The sequence below is a fragment of the Brevibacillus sp. JB24b genome (assembly GCF_051713385.1).
Classification (GTDB): Bacteria; Bacillota; Bacilli; order Brevibacillales; family Brevibacillaceae; genus Brevibacillus_B; species Brevibacillus_B laterosporus.
This window is the reverse complement of record NZ_JBNVQV010000001.1, coordinates 3111768-3125938: the sequence shown is the minus strand read 5'-3', so window position 1 is coordinate 3125938 and position 14171 is coordinate 3111768. Positions and strand designations below refer to the sequence as shown.

The window sequence follows — 14171 nt, the reverse complement described above, 5'->3', positions numbered from 1 at the left end:
GGAAGGTGGATGAAACAATGAGTTATAAGATCGGACAGAGTGCCTCTTTTAGCCGAACCATTACCGAAACAGATTTTGTGATGTTTGCCGGATTAAGTGGGGATTATAATCCCATCCATGTTGATAAGGAATATGCAAGTGATACTCGGTTTGGACAGAGAATTTCCCATGGACTACTCACAGCCAGCTTATTATCCCGTTTACTAGGAATGCATTTGCCAGGTGTAGGTTCTGTCTATAAAGATCAGACCTTACAGTTTAAGGCCCCTGTTTTTATTGGAGATACCATCACAGCAACTGCTACTGTGCAAGAGTTCAATGAAGAACGAAGAAGTTTGACTTTAGTAACAGAATGCACGAATCAGCACGGCAAAGTAGTCCTTACTGGAATAGCTACCATGGTTGTGCCAAGAGAAGGGGAGAAGGTATGAATAGACAGCAAAGTGAGCTGACGAACATTTCAATCGGAATTGAGGCGACTGGTGTTTACTTCCCTCCTCACGTAGAAACAGCAGACCTCCTAGCCGAAAAAACGGGTATTCCGGCATCGGTTATTATTGAAAAGTTTGGACTTTATGAAAAGCATGTGGCAGATGACACGCTTCATGTAACTGATCTGGCGGTAGCAGCTGCAAAATCGTTTGTGGGAAAGAAAATTCGTCCAGAAGAGCTTGATGTCATTATCTATTTTGGTAGTCCGCACAAGGATTATTACGTGTGGTCGTGTGCAGCTAAAATTCAGCATGAGCTAGGTGCTACAAACGCGTATGCCTTTGAAATTATGAATGTAAGCTCCTGCTTTCCTATCGCATTAAAAGTGGCAAAGGATATGTTAACGGCTGATAACAGTATTCACAATATTCTGTTGATTGCTGGATGCAAAGAATCAACCATCATAGATTACGACAATCCACGATCTCGGTTCATGTTTAACTTCGCTGATGGTGGAACTGCTGCATTAGTTACACGTGGAGCTACTAAAAGTCGAATTTTGCAATCTGCTATTATCACAGACGGATCATTCCACGATGATGTCAAAGTACCCGGAGGTGGTAGTAAAAACCCTGCCAGCCACGATACGGTAGAGGAGCGACTCCATTATATTGACGTCACCAACCCTTCCAGTATGAAGGAGCGTCTTGATCCCGTCTCCGTTCCTACTTTTATCAAGGTAATAGAGATAGCGCTTCAAAAGAGTGGGAAAACCACGAAGGACATTAAACTGCTCTTGCCGTTGCATACCAAGCGTTCTATGTTTCGAGAATTATTACAACGTCTAGGCTTATCTGAGGAGCAGGCGATTTATTTGGATCATCATGGACATATGTCATCATTAGACCCATGTATTGGTTTTCACTTTGCACAGGAGCAGCATCAGTTACATAAAGGAGATATTGTAGTAGCAGTGAGTGCTGGTACAGGTTATACCTGGGCAGCTACCATTCTTGAATGGTTGGGAGAGGATTCATAATATGAAAAGCCTGGAAAATCGTATATTTTTCCATAAGCAACCAAGAAATCAAAAGCTGTTCACGACCAAACTACTCGCAATAATCTGTTCAGTAGCTCTATTTTTGCTAGTAGGCTCACCTGTTGCTGCTTCGAGCTTTACATATTCTGAAGCTTGGGGAAATCACGCAGATGATTCTTCGATGTTTCGAACCCCAGTCGCTATGGCGAAGGATCATTCTGGCAATTTATATATGGCTGATATGGGAAATCATCGGATTGTGAAAATGAATAAGTCTGGTAAGGTTTTAGAAACCTTTGGGAGTCTTGGAGACAAATCAGGGGAGTTCAACATGCCATTTGGAGTCGCTATTGATAAGTTGGGTAATATTCTAGTAGCAGACACAGGTAATTACCGGATACAAAAATTTGATAGTCAATTCCACTTTTTGAAAAGCTGGGGGACTCGTGGCAAAGGGGAAGGCGAGTTTGGATTTCCACGCGAGCTAGCGGTTGACAGCAAAAATAATTATTATGTTACTGATGAATACAATCATCGTGTACAAAAGTTTGATCAAGATGGTACGTATTTACTAACGATTGGAACCTATGGGAAAGGGCAAGGAGAGCTTGCCCTCCCACAAGGAATTGCAATTAGCCCGACTGATGAGGTATACATTGCTGACACGTTCAACAACCGAATACAGGTGTTCACAGATAAAGGGAAGTTCGAAAGACAGGTTGGAAGAGGTGAATCTGGTATCGGTCCCTATCAGTTTAATTTTCCTAGAGGCATTAATTTTGAGCCCTCCTCGGGTGCATTTTTCGTGGCAGATACTTTTAACAATCGTATAATGAAATTTGATCAGCAGGATCGTTTTCTGTATACCGCGGGGCTATTTCCGATTTTAGTCTATCCCAATCAGGTCCTACCAGATGGGAATGGATCATTTTATGTAACAGACACAGGTAATAACCGAATTGTTGTCTATAAAGATGCTACGCTGAGTGCTGTGCTAGTAGATCGTTTTATCGGAGAGGCACGTGGTGACAAAAAGCAATATGCTGGTCCATTTGATGTAGAGATTGACAAGAGTGGCAATATCTTTGTTGCCGATTCATTTAATCATAGGATTTTAAAGTATAACGCTAGTGGGACTTTGGTGGGGAAATGGGGAAGCAATCTGGGAAATGGTGGCCCTATTGCTTATGGCAGTTTGCCTGGCCAATTTATTGTTCCACGTCAGATCGCCATAGATGCTTACGGATTTGTATACGTTGCTGACTCTGTGAATCATCGCATTCAGAAATTTACCAACTCAGGTATTTTTGTAGCTACCTATGGTTCGATGGGGTATCTCAGTGGCTTTTTTCAATTTCCAGCAGGTGTAGCAGTTGATAGTAAAGGAAATATCTTTGTAGCTGATACAGTGAATCATCGGATTCAAAAATTTAATCCATTTTTTATTTATATGACAGAATGGGGTGAAAAAGGGACAAAAGACGGCCAGTTTAATCAGCCAATGCAACTTGCCATCGACTCAAAAGATAATGTATATGTGGTAGATCGTAATAATCATCGTATTCAGAAATTTGATAATAGCGGACGCTTTCTCACCAAATGGGGTACAAACGGTGGAGCAGGTTCAACAGATCCGTTGGAGAATTGGAAGGAAGGAAAGGGAGATTTATTCCTGCCAATCGGTATTGCCATTGATAAGCAGGATCGTGTTTATGTAACGGATACCTCGAACAATCGAATGGAACTATACGATCAAGAGGGAAGATTTCTTGAGGAGTGGGGCCAGTTTAGTGGAGTAGACGGTGATTTTTTCTCTCCCCAGGGATTAGGGATTGATTCGTCAGGAGCCCTTTGGATTGCGGATGGACTGTTGCAACGTATTCAAAAATTTGTCCCATCCAAGTAAGTAAAAAGTAGACCTCTATTATGAATTTTGATTTATCGGTTGAATATACTTCAAATACCTGATAGAGAGGAGAAACAGTTATTATGAGTCGTATAAATATGCAAAAGCTACAAGATAAAGTAGTGATCGTAACAGGAGGCGCCAACGGAATAGGCAAAGAGACCGTTAAGCTATTTTTAGCAGAAGGTGCTAAGGTGGCCATCGCTGATTACAATCAAAGTGCAGGAATCACTTTATTGGAAGAGTGCCAGCAGGCTGGTTTTGAACATGTTAGATACGTACAGGTGGATGTTTCAGACATAGCAAGTGTAGAGCAAATGGTACAAAATGTAATCGAAGCATTTTCAACAGTGGACATTCTGATTAACAATGCCGGTATTACACAAGATGCTATGCTAGCGAAAATGACGGTAGAACAATGGCAACGGGTGATCGATGTTAACTTAAACGGAGTCTTCTATTGTACAAAAGCGGTCATTCCACATCTCATCGAGAAAGGTGCTGGAAAAATCATTAACACATCATCCATCGTAGGGCATGCAGGTAATATTGGCCAAACCAATTATGCAGCATCCAAAGCAGGAGTAATTGGCATGACCAAAACCTTTGGTATGGTATTGTTAATGCTCCGACAAAAGATAACTTCCCATATAAACAAAAAAATCCCCTTCCAGCGTTATAGCCAGAAGGGGTAAATTATTTTACTTCATTTGTTTGTTCAATTCATTTTTCCATTCATGAAGAGTAGATTCAATCAATCCTTTAACTTCCTCATCGGTTACTTTAATTTTTTTTCGATCCATACTAGCGACAAAGTACTTAACAGCCTCATTATATGGAGCAAGTTAATTATGCGATGATGGTAAGCGCAGGATTGATTGATGAAAGAATAACAACCGGATTGCAACCGTATCAAATAGCAACAAGTATCAATTTTGAAAATACAATGGTGGTATAACGGAGGGAAACAAGAAATGGGATTAGTTGTTGCAATATTCTTTTTTATAGGATCTCAATTATTTAATAAATAAGTGTATTTTGGAAAGGTTTAACAACTGATATAATAGTCTATGAATCTAGTACATAATTGAGTTTAGTTTGTAGAAATGGGGATACCTGAGTGATACTAGTCAAATTAAAAGATGAAACTGTTTACGAAAATGATGAACCGATATAACTTTTGTTGATTAAAGAAGGTAGTGGCATTTTTCTTATTGTACTAACGGGCAGAAGTAGCTCAATATCTGGAGTGTGATAATCATGAAACAAAAACTAAAGGTGATTTCAATTGCTGCTGTATCTGGTGGAGGAAAGACCACGGTAACAAAATCATTGATTAATAAGTTAGATAAAACTAAGGCTCTGTATTTTGATGACTACGACTTTGAAGGTCCAGAGGACATTTGTGAATGGGTCGAGAAAGGAGCAGATTATAATGAATGGAACTTGCTCCCATTGATTAAAGATATTCAGCTACTTCTTAAAGACGAGTCACTGAAATATATAGTCCTTGATTATCCATTTGCATATTTGAACAATGAAGTGCGTGATTATATTGATATGGCTATTTATATTGATACCCCTTTGGATATGGCTATGGCTAGACGACTCCTAAGAGATTACAAAGAGAATCCAATTGAAGATATACGGAATGATTTAACAGACTATTTAGTAAGCGGAAGGCCGGCTTATTTGGAAATGGAAAGGTCAGTTAAACCCAGTTCAGACGTTATCATTGAGGGTTATTTACATACGTCCTCCATTGTGGATCGAATAATAGAAGAAGTAACAATTAGGTTATCTTGACTAACTAACGGGGCTTTAGTTGAAGAAGGAGCCAAAAATAATCAAACTTTTTTAAAATACTGTATATAACTGGAGTAGTGCTTGAAAGCAACTTTCGTCAACCGTAATTATTACACTTAATTAAACTGACCGTTAGTTCAAACTTCTCATCTAAGTTGTCAATCTGATAGTAAAGAGGGCTTTCCACCAATTCTCCTTGGATCACGAAAATCTGCTCACAGAACATAAATAAATGTGTTACACCATAAAAAATTTCGAGTAAATCAATACTTCTAACGATTTTGTTGACATTTAATAAAAAATATTGCTCCAGTTCAAAATATAGCTGCGATAATAAATGATAAAGAGATAAAAATCGAATTGGACAACTTAAATGGGGACTGATTCCCTCTTGGTCAAAAGATGAGAAAACGGCTTATAAAATGATTAACGCTAAAGCGGAAACAATCAGAGAAAAACCATCATTTAAGAATTTGTTTATTAGAAAACGGTGCATAATCCCTGCTGATGGGTTTTACGAGTGGAAGCGGATCGGCAATGATAAACAGCCAATGAGAATCATGATGCGAGATGAAGGTGTATTTTCATTGGCTGGATTATACGATACTTGGATAAATCCAGATGGAATAAGAATAAATACATGCACAATTATTACTACTAAGCCTAATACTTTAATGGCTTACATACATGATCGAATGCCAGTAATAATCAAGAGAGAAGATGAACCATTGTGGCTAAACAGAAATGTACAAGATGGTGATTTATTAGAGACATTACTACTACCATTTGATGAAGAACAAATGAAAGCATATGCTGTGTCTAAAATGGTAGGTAAAGTTAAAAATGATCTTTATAAAGACCTAACTTTATAGAATCGATTAAAATAAGCTGCTTAACATATTGTACATGACTAATACGTTAAGTAGCTTATTTTCTTAAATAGGGATATGTAAGTAGAATACATTCTTTTGCGTTTTACAGAATATTACATTTGGCTTATAATCGTGTAATGAGAACAAAGAAGAGGGAGCTATATTAATTAGCTACGGAAATTGGTACCGGCATATCGGCTTATATTTATGGGGAGCGATGGTGCGGCTAATCAGAGGCGTTATGCAAAAGAAGATAATAGTTGGTTGAATCTATCACGCTCCTCCAAAAAAGGGCAATGGCCGCTGTATTGGAATGGAACTAATCGCGAATTTTTAATCAGCTTATTTGTTTCCTGAGCTTGGGTAAACGGAACGACTTTATCATGAATTCCATGAATAATTAATGTGGGCACATCGATCTGTCCAAGGTCGTTGTAAACATTCTCGTCTCTTAGCGTGACCATAATGGCGGAAGTCGACCAATTCGCAGCTTGTAAACCCATTAGAAAGAACCATTCGGATTTCGGTTCAGAAATGTACTGAAAGAAAAAAATCCCCGTTTGGTTTTGCAGCATTTTCGGACGGTCATTGTTTGTTTCTTCGATGATTTTATTCGTAAATTCTTTTGGAACGCTTGATGGAGACGCAGCGTCGATCAGGACGAGTTTAGATACCCCGTACCCTTTGTAACGAGCCATATAACGAATCGAGATCGCGCCTCCGGTAGAGTGTCCTGCCAGTGTTATGTTTCTTAGCTGTAACGCTTCGATGACCATACGAAGATCACCTGCTAATCTGTCAAAACCGTAACCGTCGAATGGCTTATCCGAATTGCCGTATCCTCTCCAGTCCATTCCGATACAACGATATCCGAGCTTAGGAAGGAAATTGAACTGATATTCGAACTGGTTATGATTTAGCGGCCATCCATGAATAAAAAGTATCGTTTTATTTCCCTTCGGATTGATGTCCTCTATAAATACTTTTACGCCCGGTTCCACAGTAACGAAGTATCCCAAGTGTATCACCTCAATTTTAAAAAATGTACTTCCCCATTAAGATATTCGCCCTAGGCAAGGTGAATGCCTAATTTCGGCGTCAAATTCGGTTGAAATTATTGAGTGGATAGCTTTTGAAAACAACCCTGTCATTCGAACAAATGTGATAAATTTAATGGGACAGGAAACCCTTGCAGAAATGAACAGAATGGTGAATTGAAGACCAAAACGTTGTTGAACTATGGAAGTAGATTAATTCACTTTTATAAAAAACATGGTTTTGAAGTTGAGCTATTAGGCGGTTGGAAAGATTAAATGGGTTAACAATACGTATATTAAATAAAAGATGGTTTTTATTAAAAGGGAGAGAAATTGAATAATGATAGCCAGATTAGAGAATATGCTGTTATTTTTAGAAAAGCCATTCAGTCAATGCCAATGAGTGAATTTCCCAAATCATCATATTTCGATAAATTTCCTAGAGGCTGCTGTGGAGATACAAGTAAACTCTTTTCAAAATTTTTATCTTCAAAGGGTATCGAGACTTTTTATGTATGGGGCATGAGAAATGGATATAGTCATGCTTGGGTGGAGTATGAGGAAATAATTATGATTTGACTGCTGATCAATTCGAAGAAGTACATGAAGAAGTTATAGTCACCAAGAATAGAGATTGGCACTCACAGTTTATAATACAAAACAAAGTGGCTCATGATTTTGAAGAATTTAATGATTATAACGCAAATAGGCTGGGTGAAATCTATAATAATATCCTAAATAAGTTTATGAAGAATTGAAAGGAAGATGATATATGATAGCAATTTATACACGTACTGCAACACACGACACTGAGGCAGTACAGCGGCAAATTTCAAAATGTATGGATGAAGTAGGAGCGACCATATATTTCCTATTAACTGAAAAAGATCCAGAATTACCTTCCCATTTCTACAACTTTCGAAGGAATTAAAAATCCCCTCTCAATGAGAGGGGCATCGTAACAAATAGACTTCTATGTAATCGGAGATTCACTTAACACAGTATCAGTAAGAATAGTAAATCCAGCCTTCATAGGTAACAAAGCATGTAATTGAAGGGGAAGTTTGGGTACCATAGTTGGTGCAGACTGGTCCAGGTTTAGCTTTTAAATTTCCAGCATAACCTTTTCCATTATCGTAAGGAATCTCAGATGGAATCTGTCTCTCGGTTTTTAAATTTTTATACTCTTTTACTATAGTTTCAAATTTTTTGTCTACATCAGCTGCAAATGAGCTCGAAGAAATTGAAAGTAAAGCAATTACAACAGCAAGAATTAAATAACCTTTTTTTAGCATGTGTTAATACCTCTCTTTATTAGAATATACTAACAATATAAGTTATAAATAAGAAAATGTCAACAATTCAAACAATTGGGAATTATTAAGATCCCTATCCTGCGAAAAAGGAAAAAGCTTATTGCCGCTAGAATTAATGTTGCAAGTGCCACCATAAGTGGATAGGAATTGGAAAAACGAGAGCCAAATTTTGAAACATTGATATTACTTTCAAGACTATATGGGATGTCAATTGACCAATTGTTAGAGTGCAATACGACTGATGACGTTTCATTTAGTGTTGAAAGTGAGCCATGGATTTTCGAGATATTAGCAGCGAACCAAGAAAAGAAAAATCCTATAAAAAAGATATGGGAAACAATTAGAGATTTATAAATAAGATGAAAGGAGAGTTTGATCGGGGGAAAGAAATGATAAAATTTTTATCGGAAACAATTAAGAGAGTGGGAGTATTCACTATTGCATTCCTAATAGTTGGGTGGTTTTTACAAGATATAGAGGAATACGGTTTCTATACTTGCTTAATAATTACGTCTTTACTAACGTACTTTTTATTTGACAGAAAAAAATGGTCGCTAGGCTTAAATAGTAGCAACTTAATTTGCTGTTGCTAACGGATTTACGGGAGGATTCCTGTCTATTATTTGTGTATTTTTCATTGTTTTATTTTTTGAAGGGCATAAAATAAATGGGTTTTCTTTTGATGCAAAAGCATTATTTGTATGGACGGTTTACTGTATTATTTCAGCTTTAGGAGAAGAAATTGTAGCCAGAGGATGTATTTATGGTTTTTTGAAATACAAATTTGGTGCAATAGCATCAGCAATAGTTAGTTCTGGGTTATTTGCAATATTTCATCTGTTTAGATCGGGTATCAATGTTTTTGTCATAATTACCTTGTTTTTAGCTGGACTGATGTATTCATACATGAGAGAAAAATCAGGAGCAATTTGGCTTTCATTTGGTTTCCATTTCTCATGGAATTACATCTCTGGAATTATGGGAATATGGCGAGATAAAACTATCGTTTTAAAAACGGATATATCTCAATATTCTTTGATAAACGGAGGAGTGTATGGTATCGAAGGAAGTATTTTTACTTTGATACTTTATCTCTCTATTGTTGTTATATTTGTTAAATATGTACAACCAAATCATTTAAGAGTACAAATAAAAAGGTAATTTCATTCTAGAAAGAAAGATGCTATGAAAGCTAATAGTTGGACAGTATTCTTTATGCTTAAGCCTTATACAACATTACATACAACTGTACTTACATCTAGTGTAAATATTGATGAAAACATAATTATTAAATTGGCTAAAGAAAAAATCGAAGAGGAAATTGGATTAGATGTGTTTGAACTAGCTGAGAAACTAGGGAAGAATGAGAGTTTTGGTACGGGGTGGATAGCTATAGAAGATAATCAAGAAGCAACTGAGAAAGAAATTGAAGCAATTGGTACTATCCATGAAGTTAATGGGCAATGAAGCAAATGAGAGATATTTTCTTCAACAAAAGGAGGAGTAAAGTTTATGTTAGAGCTAATGCAAGTTATAACTTATTCCAACGATAAAGAGAAAGTTCTTGAAAAAGAACCTCTACCTAAAATAGTTTTTAATGGTGTAATGGAAGTTGCTAAATATCTTTATTTAGAAGAAGAGCTTGATTTAAAACATTGCATAGATGAACATCTGGTTTCAGAAGATTGGTTTGAACATGGAGATGATTTTTTTAATGAAACTGGCTATAAATATACCAAACACTACTATTTCATTAACAACTTCCAAGAAATAAAGGATATTAGTTTGAAAGCAGCAATGGAAATAGTGGATGCATTATACTTAGTAGAAGAACACACTCACACAATAAGGAAAGAGGTTAATGAAGTTGGAAAGAGATTTGCAAATGATGCGTATTTAGATAACATTAAGTATTCAATGGATATTATTAAAGTTAAGAAGAATGTCCTTTTGCGATATGGTTATTCTCAAACTCAAATGATAGAAATGATAAGGCATTTACATCACAGAAATTATCATTTTGCGGATAAACAATGAAATTGGTATTTTAACTAATATGGATTTGGAGGAATAAATATGGCAAAGAATACTACAGAAGATTTCATAAAGTCTATAGAGCAAAAAGCATTTATTATCCAAGAAGGAGGAGACGAGTTTAGATTTAGAAATTACATATCAGCAGCCGATATATTTTTTGACAAACATCAAAAGTACACAACAGATAGAGAGTTTTTCTTGAAATTCATAGCGGACAAAGTGATAAGTCCAAACGAAGATGAAGACATATTTCAAAGATTAAGTTTACTACAAGATAAAAATTTAATAGAACTAGGGCATCTGTATGTTAATGGAAATACAAAGTTTAAAGGTCATTTTGAAGAAATAAATGATCAAGATGATTTTTTCATACGGTTTAAACTAGCATTGGAAAGCTATAAAAAGGAAGAAAATGATTTACATAATCAAAAAAATCTAGGGGTTCAGAGATTGAAAGGGCTGGATACTATTACAAAACTTGCACAGCAAGTATCTAGTCCCTATTCAAGTATTCGTTATCTAAATGTTGTTTATCCTGAAATGCACCTATTAAAGCATATAAGTCAACATGAAAAGACATTTAATGATTTTTCAAGAGTGCTGTCTCTCGGTAAAAATATTAATGATACATTATATTATGGGTCATTGGCTACCAAAGCAATGCAAGAGCAAATTAAAATTCCAAATGTAGAATTGCGAAAATTACCTGATTTAAATAAGGTTTTCAATATCACAAAAGTTGCTTTAGAAGCATTTAAGTCAAGTAGTGAGATAAGTAGAGCAACTTCATTGAGATATAATTTTGATATTTACAATAGTATAAAAAACAACTTGGATTATTTAGTAGAAAATAGCAGGATAAATAATACTATTTTGGAAACAGCGAAAATATCTGCTTTTAGTTTATCATCTTTAGAAACATATGTTCATCATTTTAGATCATATCTTAATTTTTATGATTTTGATGAAACTAGCCTCCCTGAAAAGGAGCTATTACACTCAGCTTTAGATGCTGAATTGCAAGATTCAGGATTCTTTGAGTCTAATTTATCTGCAGAAGAGAAGTTAGATGCATTAGACCAAAAATTGCAAAGTCCTACTGAAAGACCAGAATGGGTAAATCAAGTTTTATTATGGCTTGCAATTCATGTTGTTAATTTTTTTATACTCTTAATAATTAGCAGTTCTATTTCTGGCAGCTTTAGTGTACCAGTTCCATCAATAGATTCTGCTATGTTTATTACTTTACTATGGCAAAAGTCTTTTAGATATTCAAAAAAAGACAAGCTAGAAGTAAAAGAAAATCCATGGCATCGTTCAAAGACGATTGCTTATCTTGAAAAGGAGCAAGAAGTTATTTTCATGAGAAAAAGAAAAGATTGGTCTTATGTTGATTTTAAATACAATAACGAAAGAAAAAAGGGATGGGTTCTATCAAGATATATAGAAAGACAGTAGAATCAACATATTGAAGAAGGGAGGGGAGGTTATTGCAGAGAACTTTGATAATAAATAAACATGTTTTTCAATTTAAAGGTAAGAAATATTTCTTTGATGTTGCTCACGACTTTACTAGAATATATCTAAACGTATTCCAAAAAGGTGTTCCTGTCATCTGCGAAAGGTTTTCCCCTCTTTTCAATCAAATAATGAACATTCTGTCTGAGCGGTACTCCTCATCCTTATCTAAATCATTAAACACTGAAGAACAGCTAATAAGTGAACGAGTTAGAAGAGAATATAAAATCGACTTTGACACTAGCGGTATTGAGAATGAAATTGATTTGTTTGCTCGGGAAGATTTTAGATGTTATTCAGACATCAATGTGGCTAAAAGAATTTATAGTTATATTAAGTATCATCATCCCGATGCAATTTTCATTGAATATGATGGATATTTTTTTGTTTCAAGGAATGTTAAAGGTCATGAGGGAATAAAGAAAAGATTGCTACTATACGGAGATGAAATGCGAACGAAATTGAAAGAACTGGAAAAGATAATTGATAAATTGAGTTATGCTATTTTGGATTAATAAAATGGGGATTTTAAGAGGAGAAAACACCGGAGGAAGATCACAGCGTTTCCACTGAATATAATTTAATGATTGATTTAATTAGACAGAAATATAACGAGATTTAATAGCAAGCAAATCTCATAAGATAAATGATTAAGGGTGGTACGATGAAACAGTTAACTGATTGGGCAATACTTACACTTTATTTTGTATATGTTTGGTTGGCTCTATTAATTACTTTGTTTATTAGTAGATTTTCAATTGATAGTTTCGAAACAATCTTTACAATAGTCTTTAGCATTGGAGCATCTGTGTTGTGCTTTTTTCTGGTATTTAATGTAACTATACTATTTATTAGTAAAAGAAATTGGAAAATGCCTGATAAGAACAGCTTTTATAATCCACTTTCCAAGAACGTAGAATTACATTTAGGTAGTTCAGGAAATATTCGATCTGCATTATTAGTAATAAATAGAGCAAGAGAACTTAAAATGAATGTATATTTTGTTTCTGATCATATCGACAGTGAATCATTAATAAAAATTGCAAATAAGTATGGTTTTAAAATTGAAATTAGAAAGGCAACATTTGTTCAAAAATTAATGTATATACCGAAAACTAAATTTTACAAAGTACTTAAAAAAGCAAAATCTAGAAATTATGAATGTATTGAATGTAAAATTTTAATTAGAGAAGATAAGATAGTTAAAAAAGAAAATTTTAAAGGTGTGATTAGAAATTTTTAAGGAGATGAATTTCAGATAGGAACACTAGAAAAAGCAATTGTTATAGCCACTAAAGCACATGCTGGTCAAGTTGATAAAGGTGGTAATCCGTACATACTGCATCCGTTAAGAGTGATGCTAAAAATGAGCACTGAAGAAGAAATGATTGATGCTGTATTTGCTTTAACAAGACAAGACGGTGAAACTTATATGGACTTTATTAAGCGTGCAAAACGTAACCCGATTGCAAAGGAAGTAAAAATGGGAGATATAGAAGATAACTGCGATTTGACACGTATATCTAATCCAACTGACCAAGATTACAGTAGAATTAAGCGGTATAAGAAAGCAATTAAGGAATTAATGTCTTCATGAACGTTCATATTCAATTTTTGGTAGACTGGAGTTTAAATAAAAATGTTACTTTAAGACAGGGGAAATAAGATGAAGGTTCCGAAGTACATAAGAGAAGCTATTATCAAAAACGCTAAAGCGAACGAAGTAGCAATGCAAACCGATCGAATTGTACGTGATTGGCTAGAAAAGAAAAAAATCTATAATGATTCGGTTATTGATATGTATATAGATAATTGTGATATAGGGAATGATCCCGATGGATTTATTAAATTCTTAGAAAGTGATTCATTTGAAAAAGGAAACGATAATCGTTATTGAGAATGAACATTTAAAAAGTAAAATATGGTAGCGTGATAACTAATAGTGATAAGGAGAAGAATGTTATATGCACTTCCTGTTAGAGTATTATATAGAAGGATCAGCGGACTAAAAGAAGTTTCTGAATACTATGAGGCAGTGCCAGAACATATTTGTGAATACTGTGCAGAATTGAAAGAGATAGAAAAAATTGAAGTGATACATTTTGTTACGAGATACATACTTAGAAAGAATTGATAAAATACTGTTTTTATTCGAACTTTAAACTGTAAAAATAACTTAATTAGGTAAGTTTGCACTTTACTAAAGAA

18 protein-coding genes and 1 pseudogene are annotated in these 14171 nt (G+C 35.0%); 17 read left to right on the top strand and 2 right to left on the bottom strand.

The genetic code is table 11. From position 1 onward, the window contains the following. Positions 1 to 17 precede the first annotated feature (17 nt). From ACQV1I_RS14585 to ACQV1I_RS14555, 7 genes and pseudogenes are all read left to right on the top strand, one after another. Positions 18 to 431: a MaoC family dehydratase gene (locus ACQV1I_RS14585; protein ID WP_116335162.1), complete on the top strand. Its 414-nt coding sequence runs from the start codon at positions 18 to 20 to the stop codon at positions 429 to 431. Between the two features lie 26 nt (positions 432 to 457). Then, the gene (locus tag ACQV1I_RS14580; protein WP_201747448.1) at positions 458 to 1471 is read left to right on the top strand and encodes a 3-oxoacyl-ACP synthase; all 1014 of its coding nucleotides are present in this window, start codon (positions 458 to 460) and stop codon (positions 1469 to 1471) included. A gap of 1 nt (position 1472) precedes the next feature. Continuing rightward, entirely contained in the window at positions 1473 to 3377 is a 1905-nt protein-coding gene (locus ACQV1I_RS14575; protein ID WP_116335160.1) for a 6-bladed beta-propeller, read from the top strand. An 83-nt stretch (positions 3378 to 3460) separates the two neighbouring features. After that, positions 3461 to 3997: pseudogene (locus ACQV1I_RS14570) on the top strand (SDR family NAD(P)-dependent oxidoreductase); the annotation flags it as partial. A 215-nt stretch (positions 3998 to 4212) separates the two neighbouring features. Then, on the top strand, positions 4213 to 4335 hold the full coding sequence (locus tag ACQV1I_RS14565) for a hypothetical protein (protein WP_268878086.1): 123 nt from the start codon (positions 4213 to 4215) through the stop codon (positions 4333 to 4335). Between the two features lie 302 nt (positions 4336 to 4637). Then, on the top strand, positions 4638 to 5183 hold the full coding sequence (locus ACQV1I_RS14560) for a hypothetical protein (RefSeq protein ID WP_116335159.1): 546 nt from the start codon (positions 4638 to 4640) through the stop codon (positions 5181 to 5183). Between the two features lie 359 nt (positions 5184 to 5542). Beyond that, complete coding sequence (locus tag ACQV1I_RS14555; protein WP_328588865.1) at positions 5543 to 6055, top strand: SOS response-associated peptidase; 513 nt, start codon at positions 5543 to 5545, stop codon at positions 6053 to 6055. 239 nt (positions 6056 to 6294) lie between these two features. Here ACQV1I_RS14555 and ACQV1I_RS14550 read toward each other — a convergent pair whose 3' ends face one another. After that, complete coding sequence (locus ACQV1I_RS14550; RefSeq protein WP_116335158.1) at positions 6295 to 7074, bottom strand: alpha/beta fold hydrolase; 780 nt, start codon at positions 7072 to 7074, stop codon at positions 6295 to 6297. A gap of 351 nt (positions 7075 to 7425) precedes the next feature. Between ACQV1I_RS14550 and ACQV1I_RS14545 the strand changes: the two genes are divergently transcribed. Continuing rightward, positions 7426 to 7671 carry a transglutaminase domain-containing protein gene (locus ACQV1I_RS14545; RefSeq protein WP_201747446.1) on the top strand — a complete coding sequence of 82 codons (246 nt, stop codon included), beginning with the start codon at positions 7426 to 7428 and terminating at the stop codon, positions 7669 to 7671. Positions 7672 to 8096: 425 nt separating this feature from the next. Here ACQV1I_RS14545 and ACQV1I_RS14540 read toward each other — a convergent pair whose 3' ends face one another. Then, positions 8097 to 8387 (bottom strand): hypothetical protein, encoded by a 291-nt coding sequence (locus ACQV1I_RS14540; RefSeq protein WP_116335156.1) that lies wholly within the window; start codon positions 8385 to 8387, stop codon positions 8097 to 8099. Between the two features lie 168 nt (positions 8388 to 8555). Here ACQV1I_RS14540 and ACQV1I_RS14535 point away from each other — a divergent pair, with 168 nt between their 5' ends. The 9 genes from ACQV1I_RS14535 to ACQV1I_RS14495 all read left to right on the top strand — a co-directional run bounded on the left by ACQV1I_RS14535 (position 8556) and on the right by ACQV1I_RS14495 (position 13860). Then, a complete protein-coding gene (locus ACQV1I_RS14535) occupies positions 8556 to 8762 on the top strand; it encodes a hypothetical protein (protein WP_116335155.1) in 207 nt (68 codons plus the stop codon). 258 nt (positions 8763 to 9020) lie between these two features. Next, positions 9021 to 9569: a CPBP family intramembrane glutamic endopeptidase gene (locus ACQV1I_RS14530; RefSeq protein ID WP_116335154.1), complete on the top strand. Its 549-nt coding sequence runs from the start codon at positions 9021 to 9023 to the stop codon at positions 9567 to 9569. A gap of 24 nt (positions 9570 to 9593) precedes the next feature. Beyond that, positions 9594 to 9875 (top strand): hypothetical protein, encoded by a 282-nt coding sequence (locus tag ACQV1I_RS14525; protein WP_116335153.1) that lies wholly within the window; start codon positions 9594 to 9596, stop codon positions 9873 to 9875. Between the two features lie 45 nt (positions 9876 to 9920). Continuing rightward, positions 9921 to 10445, top strand: a complete 525-nt coding sequence (locus ACQV1I_RS14520) for a hypothetical protein (RefSeq protein WP_116335152.1) — start codon at positions 9921 to 9923, stop codon at positions 10443 to 10445. A gap of 39 nt (positions 10446 to 10484) precedes the next feature. After that, on the top strand, positions 10485 to 11903 hold the full coding sequence (locus ACQV1I_RS14515; protein WP_116335151.1) for a hypothetical protein: 1419 nt from the start codon (positions 10485 to 10487) through the stop codon (positions 11901 to 11903). 32 nt (positions 11904 to 11935) lie between these two features. Then, positions 11936 to 12478: a hypothetical protein gene (locus ACQV1I_RS14510; RefSeq protein ID WP_116335150.1), complete on the top strand. Its 543-nt coding sequence runs from the start codon at positions 11936 to 11938 to the stop codon at positions 12476 to 12478. A gap of 149 nt (positions 12479 to 12627) precedes the next feature. Then, the gene (locus tag ACQV1I_RS14505; RefSeq protein WP_116335149.1) at positions 12628 to 13206 is read left to right on the top strand and encodes a hypothetical protein; all 579 of its coding nucleotides are present in this window, start codon (positions 12628 to 12630) and stop codon (positions 13204 to 13206) included. A gap of 123 nt (positions 13207 to 13329) precedes the next feature. After that, entirely contained in the window at positions 13330 to 13560 is a 231-nt protein-coding gene (locus ACQV1I_RS14500; protein WP_328588864.1) for a hypothetical protein, read from the top strand. 69 nt (positions 13561 to 13629) lie between these two features. Continuing rightward, positions 13630 to 13860 (top strand): hypothetical protein, encoded by a 231-nt coding sequence (locus tag ACQV1I_RS14495; protein ID WP_116335147.1) that lies wholly within the window; start codon positions 13630 to 13632, stop codon positions 13858 to 13860. The last annotated feature ends 311 nt before the right edge of the window (positions 13861 to 14171 follow it).

Excerpts from the sequence above, each read along its gene's own strand:
- ACQV1I_RS14585 (WP_116335162.1), top strand. The coding sequence starts at position 18 with ATGAGTTATAAGATCGGACAGAGTGCCTCTTTTAGCCGAACCATTACC.
- ACQV1I_RS14575 (WP_116335160.1), top strand. The coding sequence starts at position 1,473 with ATGAAAAGCCTGGAAAATCGTATATTTTTCCATAAGCAACCAAGAAAT.
- ACQV1I_RS14565 (WP_268878086.1), top strand. The coding sequence starts at position 4,213 with ATGGAGCAAGTTAATTATGCGATGATGGTAAGCGCAGGATTGATTGAT.
- ACQV1I_RS14560 (WP_116335159.1), top strand. The coding sequence starts at position 4,638 with ATGAAACAAAAACTAAAGGTGATTTCAATTGCTGCTGTATCTGGTGGA.
- ACQV1I_RS14540 (WP_116335156.1), bottom strand. The coding sequence starts at position 8,387 with ATGCTAAAAAAAGGTTATTTAATTCTTGCTGTTGTAATTGCTTTACTT.
- ACQV1I_RS14525 (WP_116335153.1), top strand. The coding sequence starts at position 9,594 with ATGAAAGCTAATAGTTGGACAGTATTCTTTATGCTTAAGCCTTATACA.
- ACQV1I_RS14520 (WP_116335152.1), top strand. The coding sequence starts at position 9,921 with ATGTTAGAGCTAATGCAAGTTATAACTTATTCCAACGATAAAGAGAAA.
- ACQV1I_RS14515 (WP_116335151.1), top strand. The coding sequence starts at position 10,485 with ATGGCAAAGAATACTACAGAAGATTTCATAAAGTCTATAGAGCAAAAA.
- ACQV1I_RS14505 (WP_116335149.1), top strand. The coding sequence starts at position 12,628 with ATGAAACAGTTAACTGATTGGGCAATACTTACACTTTATTTTGTATAT.
- ACQV1I_RS14500 (WP_328588864.1), top strand. The coding sequence starts at position 13,330 with ATGAGCACTGAAGAAGAAATGATTGATGCTGTATTTGCTTTAACAAGA.
- ACQV1I_RS14495 (WP_116335147.1), top strand. The coding sequence starts at position 13,630 with ATGAAGGTTCCGAAGTACATAAGAGAAGCTATTATCAAAAACGCTAAA.